Origin of the sequence: Trinickia sp. (assembly GCF_051961175.1) — a bacterium.
Taxonomy (GTDB): Bacteria; Pseudomonadota; Gammaproteobacteria; order Burkholderiales; family Burkholderiaceae; genus Trinickia.
In genome coordinates, this window is sequence record NZ_JBQCDN010000438.1 from 1 (window position 1) to 18,646 (window position 18,646).

Sequence of the window (18,646 nt, forward strand, 5' to 3'; positions counted from 1 at the left end):
TTTCGACGCGCTTGCGCTCCTTGCGCGCGGCGTTCATGAAGTCGTTCTGCGGATGCGATTCGGACGGATTCGGCATTGCTGGTACAGCAGCGAGGGCTGCTCCACGGTTGGTTGGCGGCTGCGCGACAAGACGCGCACGATTCACAGTTGGCCGGGATTTTACCCCGGGCGCGAGAAGCGCGTGTCGATTTGGCGAAGATCGACTATATCCGCGCGCGCCGAAGTCGTTTTTCGACGATGTTTCGCACTGTCTCGGCGCACGGCGCGTCCCGATGGGGCGGATGCGCCTGCTCGGGGCCGCGAAAAGCCGCATATCGCACACACGTTTTCTTGATGCCGCGGCACGGATGCCTATCATGAATGAACAATATTCAGGCGGCATCGTCCGGTGCGAGGGCCGCCGCGCCATTTGACCCATCCCGCGGACGACAGCCGAATGACGAACGTGCGCCCTCCGAACCTGTCCGAACCGCGCTTTTTGCGGGCGCTACGCGAATGGATGTCGATCGTGGGCCCAGCGAACGTCCTGACGTCGGCCGACCGGCTGAGCGATTATGCCGATCCGTTCACGCCGCATCCGATGTCGAGGCCGTTCGCCGCTTCGGCAGTCGTTCTGCCCGGGGCCGTCGACGAAATTCGTGACGTGCTGCGCGTCGCGCGATCGTATGGCGTGCCGCTATGGCCTGTCTCCACCGGGAGAAATTTCGCATATGGCGGCGCCGCGCCGCGTTTGCGAGGCTCGGTCGTGCTGGACCTGAAGCGGCTGAATCGGATCCTGGAAGTCGATGAGACGCTGGCGTATGCCCTCGTCGAGCCGGGCGTCACTTATTTCGATCTGCATCTGTATCTGCAGCGGCATGGCGCGAAGCTGTGGATCGACCCGGCCGCCGCGGGGTGGGGCAGCGTCGTCGGCAACACGTTGGAGCGCGGCTTCGGCTACACGGCCTACGGCGACCATGCGGCCAACCAGTGCGGCATGGAGATCATGCTCGCGAACGGCGAACTCGTGCGTACGGGGATGGGGGCCATCGAGATCGGTCGCGCATGGCAGCTCTATAAGGCGGGGTTCGGAGCATCGTACGACACGATGTTCATGCAATCGAACTTCGGCATCGTCACGAAGCTTGGCCTATGGCTGATGCCGCGGCCCGATGCCTATCTGGTCGCGCACGTGAAGGTGCCGCGCGAAACGGATCTGGAGGCGGCGGTTGAAACGCTGAGGCCGCTGAAGCTCGACGGGACGATTCGCAACCATGCCGTGATCGAGGGTGCGATTCGCTATGCGGCGGGCGTGTCGGTGCGTACGGACTGGTACGACGGCCCGGGGCCCCTGCCCGACTCGGTTGTCGACGAGATCGTCAAGCGGCTCGACATCGGGTACTGGACCGTCAACTTCGCGCTCTACGGTGCGCCCGATGTGGTCGATGCGCAGTTTGCGGCGGCCGGACGTGCGTTTGCGCGTCTTCCCGGGGCGAGGCTCGATGCGCGCCGCTACACGGCCGGTATGGTGCCGGCCGGCGGCGGCGACGGGAATATGGCCGGCGTGCCAGCCATGAGTGCGTTTCGCATGCTCGACTGGCGTGGCGGGGCGGGGGCGCACGTCGATTTTTCGCCGATCTGCCCGTTCACGGGGCGCGATGCGCTGCGCCAATACTGGGTCGCGAAGGCGCGCTTGGCCGAATACGGCTTTGACTACCACGGCGGGTTCACGGCCGGGGATCGCCACTTGCACCACATCGTCGCGACGATTTTCGATCGAGGCGATCCGAACGAAACGGACGCGGCAGCGGCTGTGCAACGCGAGTTGATGAGCGACGCGCGTGCCGAGGGCTACGGTGTCTACCGCACGCATCTCGCGACGATGGATTTCGCCGCGTCGCAGTACGATTTCAACGACGGGGCGTTACTGCGCCTGTCGGAGACGATCAAGGACGCGCTCGATCCCGACGGCATTCTGGCGCCGGGCAAGTCCGGGATTTGGCCGCGTGTGTGGCGCGGCAAACGCGGCGAAATCTGAGCGGCGCGACATTCAGGAGTTCGACGTTGAAGCGACGCACATTCACGTATGCCAGCCTCGGTGCCGCCGCGATCGCCTATGCATGCCCTTGGCGCGAGGGTTTCGCTGCCGATCGAGCATCGCACGAGCGGGTGCTCGTGCTGACGGATTCGACGTTGCCCGCCAGCCGCGCCTACGCGGCGATGTATATGGCAGCAGGAAGGCATCGCCTGGAAACCGGTTCGGACGTCGGAGCACTATGGCACAGCCGCTTGCGCGAGTGGGCGGGGACAATCCGGGGCGTGCTGCGACCATCGGATTGTTTCGTTCTCCAAAATTTATCGGTATCCGAAGGGCGGGCATTTTTCTCGATGCCGATCGACCCGCATCGGGATGCGGTCTCCGAAGAGGCCTTTGCGAGTCGGCACGCCCTCTTGGCGAGCGCGGTTGTATTCGAGATCAGGTAGGTTGACGCACCGTCCCCATCTTGGCCAGCTCTTCGTCACGCAAGGCGCGGCGCAGAATCTTGCCGACGTTCGTCTGCGGCAACTCATCGCGGAACTCGATCAGCTTGGGCACCTTATAGCCCGTCAGATGTTGGCGGCAGTGCTGCAGGATCTCCTCGCGCGTGAGCCCCGGTGCGCGCGGCACGATGAATACCTTCACGCGTTCGCCATGCGTATCGTCGGGAATGCCGATCGCCGCGACTTCGCGTACGCCAGGATGCATTGCGATCACATCCTCGATTTCGCTCGGGTAGACATTGAAGCCCGAGACGAGAATCATGTCCTTCTTGCGATCGATAAGCTTGATGAAGCCGTTCGAATCCATGGCACCGATGTCGCCGGTCGCAAGCCAACCTTCGGCATCGAGAACGTTCGCCGTCTCATCAGGCCGCATCCAATAGCCTTTCATGACCTGCGGACCTTTCACGCAAAGCTCGCCGGCCTCGCCGATATTCGCCCAGGTGCCGTCTTCTTTACGAAAGCGCACGATCGTCGATGGCGCGGGCAACCCGACCGAGCCGTCGAACTCGCGCAGGTGCTTCAAATCGACGGGACTCAACGCGACGATCGGCGAGCATTCAGTGAGGCCGTATCCCTCGACGATCGGCTTGCCCGTGACGGCCTTAAACCGATCCGCCACGGCCCGCTGCGTCGCCATCCCGCCGGCCATCGCGAGCTTCAGGTTCGAGAAGTCGCGTTTGCAGAATTCCTCGTTGTCGAGGAAGGCTTTGTAGAGCGTGTTGATGGCAAGGATGCCCGTGAAGGTTTGATTGCGCAAAATTCGCATGACGCGCTTCATGTCGCGTGGATTGGCGATCAGGATATTGCGCCCGCCCAGGCCGAGGAAAATCAAGCCGTTCACCGTCAGCGAGAGGATGTGATAAAGCGGCAGCGGGGTTAGCACCGTTTCGATGTCGGCGGTCAACTGCGTTTCGGCCCAGGCTTTCGCTTGCAGCAGATTCGCGACGATGTTGCGGTGCGTGAGCATCGCGCCTTTGGCCACGCCCGTGGTGCCACCTGTGTACTGCAGAAACGCCAATTCGTCGTGCGTGAGAATCACCGGTGCAAGCGGCGAGCGCGCGCCCAGCGTGAGTGCTCTGCGCATTCGCACGGCTTGAGGCAGGTGGTAGCGCGGCACCCTCTTTTGCACGTGCTTCACAGCGAAATTCAGCAGCCGGCCCTTGGGATTGATCTGCCCGCCCAGCAGATCGCCGAGCGCCGTGATGACAATATGCTCGACAGCCGTGCCCGGTAGCGCTTGTTCGAGCGTCTTTGCGAAGTTTTCGAAGACGACGATCGCTTTCGCGCCACTATCCTTCAGTTGGTGTGCGAGTTCGCGAGGCGTATAGAGCGGATTCACATTGACGACGACGGCACCCGCCTTTAAAGCACCAAACAAGGAAACAGGGTACTGAAACGTATTGGGCAGCATGATCGCGACCCGGTCGCCGCGCTGAATGCCGATGCGTTGCAAATAGGCTGCGAATGCTTTCGCTTTTCGGGCGAGGGTGTCGTACGACATCTCCGAGCCGATGCTGACGAAGGCTGTCCGGCCGCGAAAGCGGGAGGTGCAGTCGTCGAAGAAATGGACAACCGATTGATACTGTGTCACGTCGATGTCGCGCGGTACGTCGGGCGGATACGAGGCGTACCAGACGCCGTCAGTGTTCGGGGCATCGGCTTGCGCGAGGGCCGTTGCGCCTAAGGCGCTCGATGCCTCCTGCGGAGCAATGCGTTGATCCATTTTGTTTTCTCCCTGGGTTGTCATCGCCGCGGCGACCGGGGCGGCGCGCTTGCGCATGCGGCGGCAATCGGTATCGAGCAGTGTCGATCAGTATCGATCAATGTGGATCGGTGTGGCTGGGGAGACCGGCCGGCATCGCGGCCCCGGCTGCGCCTTCGCCTTCACCTGGCACCGTTCCCGGCGCGGCCTCGTGGTTGCCGCCTGTGCGGCCCTCGGAGCGGTCAAGATCGGCGGGGAAATCGTCCACGCGCACGAATGCTTCGCCATCCCGTGCGTAGCGAATCAAGACGTCGCGGTCCGTGCGATCGATCCAGCCGAGCGCTTCGGCCGTCTGCGCCCATAGCGGCAACTGTGTCAGACTTTGCGGCATCGGCTGGGCACGGCCCGCGCGCACGTCCTCATGCAGCTTTGATTCGATTTCAGCAACTTGCTGACACAGTTCCAGTAAACGCTCGCCGCAGGCGATCGGATCGTCTGAATCGGTCCCGGCCGGTACGTATGAATCGGCCAATAGCCGATCGCGCGCGCCGCAGGGTGTTTGGATCAAGAGGGCGATGGTGCTGACGAGGCCGTCGGACGGCGGGCGCCGATGCAAACCCCACGGGAATGCCAGCGCGCGAATGATCGCGGCGGCGAATGGATTCGGATAGTTCGCAAACAGTCCTTCGAATGCCTGATCGGCGGCCAACAACGCATCCTTGAGCCCCCACCGGACGAACGGCAGATCTTCGGGGTGCGCGCCTTCGTCCTCGAAGCGTTTCAGTGTGGCGGACATCAGCACGAGTTGCGATAGCACATCGCCCAACCGCGCCGACAGCCGCTCGCTCCGTTTCAACGCGCCGCCCAGCAACAGCATCGATATATCGGCGACGAAAGCGAAGGCGATGCAAAGGCGGCTCACGGCGCGATAGTAGCTCGCGAGCACCGCGCTCGCACCGCTTGGCTGTTTCAGGAAGGCGCCGCATGTCGCGCCGTGGACGAAGCTGCGCAGCGCATTCGAGGCAAGAAACGCGGCGTGGCGGAAGAACGCGTGATCGAACGCGATCGACGCGCGTTCTTGATCGTCATCGCGCGCGGCTGTCATTTCCTTGAGCAGATAGGGATGGCAGCGGATGGATCCTTGTCCGAAGATGATCAACGAGCGCGTGAGGATGTTGGCACCCTCGACGGTGATCGAGATCGGCAACTGCTGATACGCGCGTGCGAGGAAGTTCGAGGGCCCCATGCAAATGCCTTTACCGCCGGCAATGTCCATCGCATCGGTGATGACGCGGCGGGCGCGCTCTGTCACATGGTATTTGGCGATCGCCGAGAGCACGGCGGGCTTCTCGCCGAGATCGACGGCCTGCGCGCAAAGCCGTCGCATGGCATCCATGACGTAGAGGTTGCCGCCCATGCGTCCGAGCGCTTCATGAATCCCTTCGAATTTGCCGATCGGTGTTTTGAACTGCCGGCGCAGCGCCGCATAGGCGCTCGTTCCGCGCACGGCGAGCTTCGCCGTGCCGACGCTGGCCGAAGGCAGCGAAATGGCGCGGCCCGCCGCGAGGCATTCCATCAGCATGCGCCAGCCGTTGCCGACTTGCGCGGGACCGCCGATGACCCAATCGATCGGGATGAACACATCGTTGCCCGAAGTCGGGCCGTTTTGGAAGACGGCGTTGAGCGGCCAATGGCGGCGGCCGATCGTCACCCCCGGAACAGAAGCAGGAATCAGGGCACAGGTGATGCCGGGCTCGTCGGCGCTACCGAGCAGATGATCGGGATCGCGTACGCGAAACGCGAGGCCGAGCACGGTGGCGATCGGGCCCAACGTGATGTAGCGCTTATCCCAGGTGACCTTGAACCCCAGCGTTTCGCGGCCCTCATGCATGCTCTTGCAGACGATGCCGACATCGGGAATGGCGGCGGCGTCGGAACCGGCGTAGGGGTTCGTCAAGGCGAAACAGGGGATTTCTTCGCCGCGCGCGAGGCGAGGCAGGTAGTGTGCCTTCTGCGCATCGGTCCCGTAGTGAAGCAGCAATTCGGCGGGGCCGAGCGAGTTCGGCACCATGACCGATACCGCGGCGGCCGAACAGCGCGACGCCAGTTTCATGACGACTTGCGAATGCGCATAGGCGCTGAAACCCTTGCCGCCGTACTGCTGGTCGATGATCATGCCGAGAAAGCCTCGGGCTTTGACATACTCCCAGGCTTGCGGCGAGAGGTCCTGCCAGCGTGCGGTCGTCTCCCAGTCGTTGGAGAGATCGGCGAGCCTCGCACACTCGTCGTCGACGAAGGCGCGTTCTTCGTCCGATAGCACCGGTGGGCCGTACGCAAGCAACGTATCCCAATCGGGCCGGCCCGTAAAAAGCTCGGCGTCCCACCAGACTGTGCCCGCTTCGATGGCGTCGCGTTCGGTTGGCGACATCTCGGGTAACGCGCGGCGAAAAAGCGCAAGGATGTTTCGGCTGATCAGCGTGCGACGCAATGGCACGAGCGCGAGGACAAACGCTGGCACGACGAGGACAATACCCAGTACGACGCTCCCGGCGATGCCTACCGCGTGAGTCAGCGTCACGATAGCCAGCCATGCGCACAAGGCGATGAGCCACCAGAACGCGGCCGCCTCGCTGAAGATCAGGATCGCGCCCGCGACGGCGAGCGCCACGACGAGCCATGCCATGAGCCGTTCCCCCCGGCGGCGCGCACGGACGCGCCGCCCTCGTTAGCGTGCCGGGCGCGAACCTTCTTGCTGCGCTGCGGGCAAGGCGGCTGCTTGCAGCGCCGAAGCGGCCACGAGCGGCGAGGTTTCGGCCTCCACAGAGTGATCGACGCTGCGCGGGTCCGGGTCTTCGCCGTCGCTGTCCACATGGGTTCCTGCGTGCAAGGGCGGGGCGTCGAGGGGCCCGCACGCCGTGATGCCGGCGGCGCTGTCGGAACCATCATCCGCATCGCCGAGTACGGCCGCGAAGGCGGAAAGCTGAGCCGAATCGGGCAGCGGGGCTTTGAGCGCGGCAACCATCAACGAAGCGAGCCGTGCGATGAGATGCAAGTCGCTGATCGTTTGGCCCTTCGAGAACTCGGCGATCAGGCTATCCGTATCGGTGCCCGCGAGCACGCCCGACAGTGCGCCGATCGCGAAGTGCAGGCGCCAGCCGAGCTCCTCGCGTGGCAAGTGCGGCAGTGCGCGCTGAAACGCATCGAAGAAGCGTTCCGACACGTCGGCATAATGCCCGTTCAGAAAATCGTGAATAAAGGCGGACGGATCCGTATAGGCTCGTCCGAGCAAGCGTAAGAACGCGGGGCCGCCTGCGCGTGTGTCGCGCGACAGACGCAGGGCCGGAATAAACATGGCGCCCAGCACATGCTCGCAGGTCAAGCGATCGCCCAATTGGCCATTGAAGCGGTCGAGCAGCTTCAAACGCTCGACGTTGAGCTTATCGAGGCGCCGCGCGAGCATCGCGTGAATGAGCGCTTCCTTACTGCCGAAGTGATAGTTGACGGCGGCGAGGTTGACATCGGCTCGCGACGTAATCTGGCGCAGCGACATCGCCTCGTAGCCGCATTCGATGAAGATATCTTCGGCCGCGTCGAGAATGCGTGCCTTCGTATCGCCGGTGCTCCGGCCCGGTGTTCGAACTGCCATGTGCGCCTCCTGTTGATCCCGAGCGCGCGCCACGGCGCTCGCTCAAGTCTCACTGCACAGCCACGCCGGTTGCCCGGCTGCGAACAAGCGATTGAAGTCTCTGATTGAAATTTGATTATTTTTAGCACGATAAAAACGCTCGAAAATCACGGCAAGCGTTGTTTATCGACGGACTCCTCTAGAGGAAGTCTTGGAGCAGTGTTGCGCTGCGCTGCAGCACAACAAGCATAGCGCGGGATTGACGGAGAAGAAAGGCGCTCGATCAGGGAGCGCCTTTCTTCGGTGGCGGCAGGTTGAACGATTAAACCGCGGACGACGAGGCGACTTGTTCCGCGGAGCGCGTCATGTCGATGCCGCGACGCTCGGGGCCGAACAGGATGAAGATCGCGATGACCACGGCGGCGATTCCAGCGACGACGGCCAGGGCCAAGGCATAGTTATTGCCCGAGCTGACGGCGAACGACGCTTGCATCGTGGCATTCACCGACGCAATCAGATTGCCCAGTTGATAGACGAGGCCGGGGAACGTCGCGCGCACTTCGTCGGGCGAGATCTCGTTCAAATGAACTGGGATGACGCCCCACGCGCCTTGCACGGAAATCTGCATGAGGAATGCGCCGACGGCGAGCAATACGGCACCGCTGGAGAAGGCCCACAACGGCAGGACGGGCAGTGCGATCAATGCGGCGATGCAGATCGCGCGACGGCGCCCGATTTTTTCCGACAAGGTACCGAAGAACAACCCGCCGACGATCGCGCCGATGTTCAACACGATCGTGATGATCGACACCGTGTGCGGATCGAAGTGATGTTGTTCACGCAGGAACGTGGGGTAAAGATCCTGGGTGCCATGCGAGAAGAAGTTGAACGCGGTCATGAGGATGATCGAGTACAGCGCGAGCGTCCAATTCTTTCCGATCGTGGTCAGCAGGCCCACGCGGTGATGCTGCTTGTTCTCCATCGCCTTCCAGGCCGGCGATTCCTGCACGTTGCCGCGGATATACAGCACGAGCAGCGCCGGCACCACGCCGACGAAGAACATGCCGCGCCAGCCGACATACTGATACAGCAAGCCGAATACGATCGATGCGATCAGATAGCCGCTCGGGTAGCCGGCTTGCAGGAGGCCTGAGACGATGCCGCGCGAACGGGCCGGAATGGTTTCCATCGTCAAGGCCGAGCCGACGCCCCATTCGCCGCCCATGGCGACGCCGAACAGCGTGCGCAGGACGAGCAGGGTGATCAGATTCGGCGAGAAACCGGAGAGCAGTTCAAGCAGCGAGTAGATGCCGACGTTGATCATCAGGGTCGGGCGGCGGCCGAATTTATCGGCGAGCCGGCCGAAAATGAGTGCGCCGACGGGACGCGCCGCGAGGGTCAGTGTGATGGCAAAGGCGACTTCGGGGATTTTTGTATGGAATTCCGTCGCGATGTCCTTGAGCACGAACACCATCAGGAAGAAATCGAATGCGTCGAGCGTCCAGCCCAGGTAGGCGGCGATCGTCACGTTCCGTTGTTCCTTGGTCCATTTCATTTGATGTCTTCTCCTTGTGTCTCCAGGTCTTGCGCGCTGGTAGCTCCACTTGCATGCTTATGGCGCCAAACGCGCAACACCCCGTGGGGTAGTCAAAGTGTAGGCGCTCTTTAAGCGGACGCAGGGTTGGAGAGCCGGGTTATAGGGGCTAATCCCTAGACGTATGACGTGCACGGTGTGCGGTGAGTAACTGAGTGTTGGGTATCTGAAAGGATGTTCATGAGTTTCGATTCAATACGGGAAGGTTCGGGATTGCCGGCGCTCGATACGCCGCGGCTCTTCATACGCGGGCGCACGCTGGCTGAGCTTGAATCGTGCCTCGTCATGGATCGGGATCCGGAGGTGACGCGGTTTATCAAGGGGCCGTGGGGCGATCCGGTCGTGCATCGGCGCTTCGTTGAATTTCGGATCAACCGGGCTTATCCGCCGGGGCTCGGGTATTGGTCGATTTGGGAGCGGTCGGCGCCCGATGTTTTTGTCGGGTGGGTCATGTTGATTCCGGATCATGGGGTGGGGCCGGATGTCGAGATCGGCTGGCGGCTGGTGAGGACGGCTTGGGGCAGGGGGCTCGCTAGTGAGGCGGCGAGGGCGCTTGTTCAGCATGCGTTTCAAACGGTGCGGCTGGCGAGGGTGATTGCGGATATCGACGCGCGGAATACGGCTTCGCGCCGCGTTGCCGAGAAGATTGGGATGAGATTGGTGGGGATGGTTGATGACGAGGGGGGCGCGTCGTGCGCTCGGTATCGGGTGGAGCGGGGTGATCGGTAGGTGTGCGACGGGGGGCATCTCAGTCGTTGCATCCAAGTCGAGTGTCGGCGTCCAGTCAAAGGGCTTGATTGGGGCATTTTTACATCGACGCTACTCATAAAACAAGATATTCAATATTTGAAAACTTGGCGGCCGAGGTGAAACCTTGGGGGTTTCTCCTGCGTTCGACATGCTTTAGCATTTCGACATGTCGTGAAAAATCGCGAAAAAGTGATGGCTATGTTAATAAATGTGAGTGATAACAAAGATGTGGGCGTATTCAATCAAGTTAAAATTAATGCTGAGATAAATGAGATATATATGGGCGGTGATGTAACGAAGAAGTACACGCCGTTGCACGGTGTCAGTATTTTTGATAATAAAATCCAAGATGTTACCCGTTTGATTCGGAATCGAATCGATCTGATTAAAAATAAAGGAATGTGGGCGGCAGGCGGACTAAAGATGTTGTGCACGAACTGGCAGCAGCTACAGAATGAGGCAAACGGCAGACGGGAAACGCCACCTTTCGTTGTGATATCGGCGAATCGTTCTGAGAATATGAAAAAATGGCTGTGGAACGCCAAGATACTTGAAGATCTACCGAAAGGATATATCGATCCGACGACCTTCAATATGGGCCCCTCACCGTGGTATGCACCGCAGCGATCGGGACACCGATTGGTCTATGTCGTCGTGCACTGGACGGAATTTATTAAATATCGAGCGGCACTGCGTGAGTTCGATGACGTCCGCGTGGTTGGTTATGGAGGCCACTCTGGAGACAAGCGAAAGGCATCGGAGCTCGTCGGTTTCGGTGCCAGCCGTTACGCGGCGATGAAACTGGTAACCACGCTCGGCTACGATTGGGTGTGGATGGTCGATGATAATGTCGTTCATGTTAATGCGTTTCCTCGCACTCTGGCAGAAGTTGAAAATAAAATAATGAGCTCGAACTGCTTGGGAATGGGGCCTAATGGAGATACTAAATTTACCGAGGTCGCAAATATACATTCAGTAGAATTTAATGAGCCTACTAATGAATGGACAATCGAAAGTCTGGATAATAAAGACAAATTGATGCAGCAAGTGATGTTTTGGCATGTTTCACGATTGGTTGAAAAGGAGCTGTTTTACAGCCCCATTTTCGTGACATCCAACGAGGATTCGAGTTTTTGCTACTACTTGCGGCGGGTCGATGCGGATTACGGCGGTGTTGCGACTGAGTATGCGGTCAAAAAGTGTGTTCCGCAGTTCGTGGATGAGCCGTGGACGAAAAAGGCACCATCGCGCGATGAAAGGCTGGACTACGTTTTGAAGGAGATTTTGCTGGCCGGCGAGAAAGAGATGGTCCTGGTCGTTACAAAAAACGAGATGCTAGACCAATTTCTTGCGGGTGCGAATTGGAGGATAACTGACGCTCAACTGCGACCGGCACATGAAACGCATGCCAGGGCGATCGAGCAGGTAATGATGCAGGGGATAACCCATGGTTGCGATCCTGCCGGGTGTTTCTCAATGAAAACAGCGCCTCCACAAGTAGAAGACGTGCCGGCGCCCTAGAACGTAGCGCTTAGCGTTGCGCCCCTCGGCATCCGTTCCCGGCGTGTCGACACGTCGTCCATTGGGGCGGCTGATCGAAATGTGTCATCTGTCGTTCCTTATCAGGGCAAAATTCATCGCTGCAAGATCGTGCGAGGGGGCAATGGATATACTGAAGTTGCTTGATATTATTAAGAATCAAGCTCAAAGCAGCACGATCATATTCAACAATGATTTTTTAACGGATGCGCAGATCACCGACTTGCGCAACGGCTTTGCGTTGGGCAAGAACGAGTACCTGGAGGTTCATGGTGTCACGCCCGACGAGGTAACGCGCTCTGGCAATGAAGTGAATGTCATAGCGGGAAAAGTCGATGTGCTTTCCCGCACGGGCCTCTCAGTGGGTCAGGTGAGCTTGACAATAGACGAGAATCAAAATGTCCAATTCATCGTTTCAGTGATTTTGGACTTGGCCGGATCGGTGTGGCAGTTCGGCGATAGTTTCCCCAAGCTAACCATTTATCCGTTCGACGAGATCGTCGCGAATGCAAGCCGCGCGATCTACGATTCTCGCGATGGCGACTCCTTGGCGCCGTGGACCGACAAGCCGGATCGCAAGATCCAGCTATCGAAAGGGTTGAACCTCGCCAGTTGGCTGACACTGGATATCTTCAACGGCGCCGCGACTCTGCTGCAAGAGGTGTTGAGCGCGACGCAAGCGTATTGCTTCTCCGGGCCGGTCGTGATCGATCCGAGTCTTTCGTATCCGATGATGTTGCTCTCGTCCCCGCTGCCGGGGGCTGCCTTTACGGTGCCACCGAGTCTCGCCATCGACGATCTTGCCGTCATCATCGAGATCTCGGATGCCGATCAAACGTTTGGAATGCAGGAATTGAGCTTACGGCTGGCCGGCGACGTCGACGTCTTGTCGCTGCAGTTCGGAGCAGAGATCCAATCGTACAGTGACGTGCTGAGCTTCTACGCCGAGCCGATGGCGGGCAAAACGGTCGGAATGACACAGATCATGCAACTGCCCGGCGGTGACAATTTTTCGCAGTACATCCCGGACCTGTTGAAGACGGCATTCAATTCGGCGACCCTCCAATCCTTCCGGATCAATGAGGCGCCCGACAAGTCCATAGCGCTGACGAGTTTGTTGATCGGCAGCAATGCAGGGTATCGGTGGGAGGTTGTCCCGCAAGTATTCGTGCTGGATAGCGTTGCGCTGCAATTGGACGTTTGGAACTTGAGTTCGATTGCCGTTGCCGTTTCGTTCAAAGCTTCCGCAAAAGTATTGCCGAACCTGTTCGACGGCAACTTCGACGTCTACGTCTCCGTGACGAACCAATCGGTCGGCGGCTGGCAAGTCGAAACAGCCAGCGGGAGATACGAGGGGTTGATCAAGCTCGGCGATTTCGTCGATAAAGTGGTGGGCGTTGGTGTCTCCTTGCCGCCCGAACTCGCCGCCCTGACGTTTTACGATTTCCGGGTTGTTGCGCAGAACAAGGGCTCAGACTATTCGCTGATGGTTTGCGGGACCAGCGAACTGGGCCTGCCCATCATGGATACCGAACTGGTCGCGGTGCTTTATGCCGTCGCCACTTATGAGGCGGGCCAGTATTCGGTCGGCCTGGAGGGGTGCTTCGCGATCGGCGGCCAGACTTTCGGCGTAACGCTCAACTTCGGAAAGAGCGGCACCCGGGCAGTCATGTCCGAAATCGTGCTGTCGGCGAGTTGGGAAGCCGATGGCCCCGACGATTATCTGAATTTCAGCGATCTCGCGGAGGCGTTCGGCTTTGCCGACGACCTTCCGAAAATTCCGTCCGGCCTCGATTTGGCGCTGACATCCGCCACGTTTACCTACGACTACACCGCAAAGGAACTGTTCATCGGTTTTACGTCGGCCAACTACGGCAAGGCCGATCTGATCGCGCTCAAGAACAGCGGGGGGGAATGGCGCTTCTTCTTTGGATTGGGCATCGATAGCATCGTCCCGATCAGCAACTTACCCTTGATCGGCGATTTACTGCCCAGTGCCGATACGGTGCAAATCGGGAATCTCCAAGTGTCGATCGCGGTGGGGGATTTCGATGACGGTTTGGCCACTCGGGCCAATAGTCTGGTCGCCAGCGGTTACCCGAAAATTCCCGATACCGATGGAGCGGGCATGAAAGCCGGGCTCGACATCGGGTTGAGCATCTCCATCGGTGGGCAGGACGTCCCGTTGGCGTTGCCGCTAGGCCCGCAGGATGGCGGAGGGTGGCGCGTGCGGAGCCTGGCGCCGATCGGATCGACGACGAATGGTTGGATGCGGCTCGCGAACCCGTCCGTCAATGTCGCCGCGTCGTCTGATGGCACCTTTTGGATCGATCTTCAAATGACGTTCGGTCCCGTGTTCATCCAGAAGATCGGCGTGCGATACGACGGGGCAGCGCAAAAGCTGCAAGTGCTCGTCAATATGAGCCTGACGACAATGGGCCTGACGGTCGGCTTGTTGGGTTTCGGCATCGAGTCTCCGCTGTCGAGCTTCAAACCGAGTTTTTCGATTCGCGGGATGGACGTCACCTACTCGGGCGAAGGGGTGACCGTGAGTGGGGGGCTGTTGGGCACGTTCGACCCGTCGGTCAATTTCGTCGGTGAGCTGCTCGTGGATGCCGAAGGATTCGGCGTTTCAGGGCTGGCTGGATATGCATCGACCGACGGCACGCCGTCGCTGTTCGCTTACGTCGTCGTCGATGCGCCGCTAGGGGCATTGCCTTGCTTCTTCGTGACCGGCTTAGGCGGCGGTCTCGGCTTCAATCGGACGCTGCTCGTGCCCGATATCAACGGTATCGAAACCTTCCCACTCGTGCTGTGGGCGAAAGACCCGACGGCCGCACCGCCTTACGACCCCGGCGCCAACATCGGGCTGCAAGTCAACGACGCGCTGGAAGGATTGATCAGCAACGGAGTGATCGCGTCGCAGCCCGGCGAATTCTGGTTGACGGCCGGCGTGAAGTTTACGTCGTTCGACATCGTCAATTCGCTCGCGCTGGCGATCCTCAAGTTCGGCCGCGAAATCGAAGTAGACATCCTCGGCGTGACGACGATCGCACTCCCCTCGGACTTCCCCGTCATCTATGCCGAGTTCGATCTCCTGGCTTCGTTCAGGCCGTCGGAAGGCGTCGTCGGCATCGCCGGAAAGCTTACGCCCCGATCGTATGTGCTCGAGCCCCAGTGCCACTTGACGGGCGGCTTTGCCTATTACCTCTGGTTCGATGGAGCCCATGCAGGCGATTTCGTGATGACAATGGGCGGATACAACCCGCACTTCGTTGTACCGGATCACTACCCCAACGTATCGGCACTCGGCATCAATTGGAACGTCTCGGGCGCCCTCGTGGTAAAGGGCTATGAATATTTCGCCGTGACGTCGGCGGCGGTGATGGTGGGCGGTGGCCTCGTTGCCAGTTGGCATAGTGGGGGTGTCAAGGCTTGGTTCAATTTGTGGGCCGACTTCTTGATGGTGTACCGCCCATTCCACTATTACATCGATGCGCGCATCGATCTCGGGGCGTCCTTCACGATCAAGCTGCTGTTCGTGCACATCACGGTCAGCGTCCACGTCGGGGCCTCGCTTGCGATCTGGGGCCCCGAGTTTACGGGCACGGCGACGATCGATCTCGGCCCGATCACGATCACAATCGCTTTCGGCTCGTCCGGCAAACAAAACGATACGACCGTGCCTTGGCCCACGTTCGTGAATCAAATGCTGCCGGGCATCGGGCAGCGTAAGTCCCAGTCGTTGCTACCGGGTATCGATGGCACGCGCGTATCGCATCCGGATACGCGAGATGCCGCGAACGACGGCAGCGGCATTCGCGTCAGTGTCACCGCCGGGCTCGTGAAGACGTTAAGCACGGACGCAAGCAAGCTCGATTTCATCGTCAATCCCGAAACGATCGAACTGACGATCGTTACGACGATTCCTCTAAAGAAGGAAGCGGAGCAGGTTCACTTCGTCGGCCTCGTCGAGTTGGCGGACCAAAGCTTGCAGCCGGTGTCTACGCCGAACGATGCTTTCGGCGTAGGCCCGGTCGGATTGAGCGACGATGCATTTACGCCTTCGTTGACGATCTCGATCAAACGTACACCGAGCGCCACACGCTCGCGCAGTGCGCCGGAGGAAAGCGATGACTTGATTCCGATGAAAGCCGTGCGAATCTTGTCTACGGCACCCAACTCTCTATGGCACAAGGTCGACTTTGATGGTCATGGGCGGCCTCGGATCGCCGATCCGCTGGGCGACACGACGATCGGCGACGTCCTGGTGGGGTACCGCATCTTCGCCACCGCCTTGGTGCCGGATCACACGCAGTTGATCGATCTGGCGAATCTGCAATACACGGTCGACGTCAACATCCAACACTTCACATGGTTGACGCCGTATGTGCCGGCAAAGCATGACTTCGGCAGCGAGACGCTCGAAGGCTCGATCATGAGCTCGCGCGCACAAGCCAATCGTGCCCAACTGCTTCCCGTGCTCGATCAATACGTCTCCGGCCTGATGAAGTCGGTCGATGTGGCCGGGATGACCGACAAGACCCACGCAGGATTGCTGTCCGACCCGTTGCTCAGGCTGCTCGGAGAGGAGGTTGCGTGAAATCCCCGAACGATTGCGCGATAGCGGTTTCTTTTCGCATTGCCGGCGATTGCCGGGAGAGTGAGACGTGACAGCCACCAAACTTATCCCCAGCAGGGTCGCGGCAACGTTGTCGGACGCGGCCGCGGCAAAATTCGTCAGGTTCATTCAATTCGACGACCCTCCGTTGAAGGATGACGAGTACACGCTGACGGTGACTCAAACCACCAATACCGTAGCGCCGAACACGTTCGAAACTTCGCGCAACTTCGCGATTCGCGGGGAGCGCTTCACATTCAAATCCGGCGAACTCGCATCGGTCTATCCGCCGCATTTGGCGAACGGGGAATTCGACGGGGTGTTGGCGAACGTCGTTTTTACGCGCGGCACGCTGCCTTGGGAACGCTATCTCACCACGGATCGGCCCGAGGTGCCCTGGTTGGCCGTATTCCTGTTCAATGCGGATCAAAAGCCGACGCTGGAACAGCGCACAGCGCGGGATCTTGTGCCGGACGGGCAGCGTATTACGGTCCAGGGCAACGATGGACTAACGGACATCGGAACGCTTCCCTCGAATACGCTGTCCTATCCGACCATCAATCCGCTTGCCTACGGGGAACGGCCGGACGAGGCGTGTATCACGATCGACATCGATCTGGCCACGTTCAATCTGATCGCGCCGAGCATAAACGACATGGGCTATCTCGCCCATATTCGCGAGCTCGACACCACCGATGCGGTCCAAAACGGCGACGAGAGCACGCGATTTTCAATCGTGCTCGCCAATCGCATCGCGGCGGCCGATGGCCAGCCTTCGTACGCCTGCCTCGTGTCGCTCGAGGATATGGGCATCTATCTGCCGGACGACGAAGGCACGCCTGCGAATTTTCCGAATGGCATCGAGAAGGTTCGATTGCTGTGTTATCGGTCGTGGCAATTCACGGCGAATACGCTGGGAGAAGACCTGCGGCAACTGCTGGAAGGGCTGAACGGCCCAGCGATCAACGGCCAGCAGTTCACCACGTTGCAATTGCCCGTTCCTGCCACGCTGACTCCGCCCACCCCGGATCAGGTGCAAGCCGCGCTGTCCGCACTGGGCAATGGCAAGCTCGATTCCAATGCGGCCAAGGTGTTGGGCGCCAATGCAGTGGGGATGGGCTACGTCCCCATGAACGCCGAATTGCGGCACGGCGATACCACGGTCTCTTGGTATCGGGGCCCGCTGAGTCCGTATTTGAAGACGCAATCGTCGTTTTCCCACGCGTTGTCGCCGGACGCATGCAATCGCTACGATCCCTACGCGGGAATGTTCGATGCCTCCTACAGTGCCGCGTGGCAGCTCGGGCGCCTGATGGCGTTACAAAACAAGACGTTTTCGACCGCACTGTTCAACTGGAAGCGCTCGGTCAACGTCGCCAACGGATATCAAGCAGAAATCCAATCGTTGCAGCAAGCGTTGGGCTTCGACGAACGAACGGGGCAGGGCAACGCGTTCGTCGAGTTGAACCGTAGGCGGCAGGCGCGCCGTCGCATCCCAGCTCAGCCGCGGAGTATCGACGAATGGCTGGCGAAGCTGCGGCTTTTGCACGGTGTTCCGTTCCAGTATCTGGTGCCGCACGAGGACATGTTGCCGCTCGAATCGATGCGGTTCTTTCATCTCGACCCGGAGTGGATCGATTACTTGATCGATGGCGTGGTGAGCATCGGCCTGGACGATCGTCGTCAAACCGAGATCAATGCTTCGCTGTTCCAGGTGCTCAAGGACGCCTCCGATCCGCGCAAGTTTAATTTTCGGCGTCGACGTAAAGGACAGCGGTATGTGGCCAATGATGCTGGCAATTATTCCGGCCTCTTGCTCAGATCGAAGATCGTATCCGGCTGGCCGAATCTTCCGATGAACGGCTATGCCGCCGTCGGCGACGAAACGTCGGAAGTCCATAAGATCCGCATGGACCGGCTTTCGCCGGACTGCATGATTTGCATCTTCGACGGTGTCGTACAGCAAGTCGTTTTTCATGAACCTCCCGAGCAACTGCGCTGCGGCGTGCAAATCGGCGTATCGGGGGGGCCGCCATACGCCGCATCGCTGCGCGAAATCAGCGGGGAACAGCCTGGGATCCAATACCTGAATGATCCGAAAGGCGGTCTACCGCTCGCCGAGGTTCAGATGCGAGACGGCAGAACGATTCGCGTTTCCGATGCAGCAACTTCGATTTGGAACAAGTTGAAGAACGACTTCCAACAAACGATTCCGAAGTTCACCTCGGCGGAATTTGCCCTGGAAATGGCGATGGGTGCCTTGAAAGTGGATTTCAACAAAAAGTAATGAGT

10 protein-coding genes and 1 pseudogene are annotated in these 18,646 nt (G+C 59.8%); 6 read left to right on the forward strand and 5 right to left on the reverse strand.

Annotated elements, in window-relative coordinates; all coding sequences use genetic code 11:
* Window positions 1-76, reverse strand: a pseudogene (locus ACTHL0_RS24765) (RNA chaperone Hfq); the annotation flags it as partial.
* Between the two features lie 360 nt (window positions 77-436).
* Between ACTHL0_RS24765 and ACTHL0_RS24770 the strand changes: the two are divergent.
* Entirely contained in the window at window positions 437-2,017 is a 1,581-nt protein-coding gene (locus ACTHL0_RS24770) for an FAD-binding oxidoreductase (RefSeq protein ID WP_440569707.1), read from the forward strand.
* Window positions 2,018-2,043: 26 nt separating this feature from the next.
* On the forward strand, window positions 2,044-2,463 hold the full coding sequence (locus ACTHL0_RS24775; protein WP_440569708.1) for a hypothetical protein: 420 nt from the start codon (window positions 2,044-2,046) through the stop codon (window positions 2,461-2,463).
* On the opposite strand, the gene ACTHL0_RS24780 is transcribed toward ACTHL0_RS24775, so the two are convergent.
* The 4 genes from ACTHL0_RS24780 to ACTHL0_RS24795 all read right to left on the reverse strand — a co-directional run bounded on the left by ACTHL0_RS24780 (window position 2,456) and on the right by ACTHL0_RS24795 (window position 9,405).
* Window positions 2,456-4,246 (reverse strand): AMP-binding protein, encoded by a 1,791-nt coding sequence (locus ACTHL0_RS24780; protein ID WP_440569709.1) that lies wholly within the window; start codon window positions 4,244-4,246, stop codon window positions 2,456-2,458. The genes ACTHL0_RS24775 and ACTHL0_RS24780 overlap by 8 nt on opposite strands.
* A gap of 97 nt (window positions 4,247-4,343) precedes the next feature.
* Entirely contained in the window at window positions 4,344-6,908 is a 2,565-nt protein-coding gene (locus ACTHL0_RS24785; protein WP_440569710.1) for an acyl-CoA dehydrogenase, read from the reverse strand.
* A gap of 42 nt (window positions 6,909-6,950) precedes the next feature.
* Entirely contained in the window at window positions 6,951-7,871 is a 921-nt protein-coding gene (locus ACTHL0_RS24790) for a TetR/AcrR family transcriptional regulator (protein ID WP_440569711.1), read from the reverse strand.
* A gap of 301 nt (window positions 7,872-8,172) precedes the next feature.
* Window positions 8,173-9,405, reverse strand: a complete 1,233-nt coding sequence (locus ACTHL0_RS24795) for an MFS transporter (protein WP_440569712.1) — start codon at window positions 9,403-9,405, stop codon at window positions 8,173-8,175.
* 219 nt (window positions 9,406-9,624) lie between these two features.
* On the opposite strand from ACTHL0_RS24795, the gene ACTHL0_RS24800 reads away from it, so the two are divergent.
* From ACTHL0_RS24800 to ACTHL0_RS24815, 4 genes are all read left to right on the forward strand, one after another.
* The gene (locus ACTHL0_RS24800; RefSeq protein ID WP_440569713.1) at window positions 9,625-10,173 is read left to right on the forward strand and encodes a GNAT family N-acetyltransferase; all 549 of its coding nucleotides are present in this window, start codon (window positions 9,625-9,627) and stop codon (window positions 10,171-10,173) included.
* 192 nt (window positions 10,174-10,365) lie between these two features.
* The gene (locus ACTHL0_RS24805) at window positions 10,366-11,715 is read left to right on the forward strand and encodes a hypothetical protein (protein ID WP_440569714.1); all 1,350 of its coding nucleotides are present in this window, start codon (window positions 10,366-10,368) and stop codon (window positions 11,713-11,715) included.
* 157 nt (window positions 11,716-11,872) lie between these two features.
* Window positions 11,873-16,336, forward strand: a complete 4,464-nt coding sequence (locus tag ACTHL0_RS24810; protein WP_440569716.1) for a DUF6603 domain-containing protein — start codon at window positions 11,873-11,875, stop codon at window positions 16,334-16,336.
* A gap of 67 nt (window positions 16,337-16,403) precedes the next feature.
* Window positions 16,404-18,641: a hypothetical protein gene (locus ACTHL0_RS24815; protein ID WP_440569717.1), complete on the forward strand. Its 2,238-nt coding sequence runs from the start codon at window positions 16,404-16,406 to the stop codon at window positions 18,639-18,641.
* Window positions 18,642-18,646: the final 5 nt, after the last annotated feature.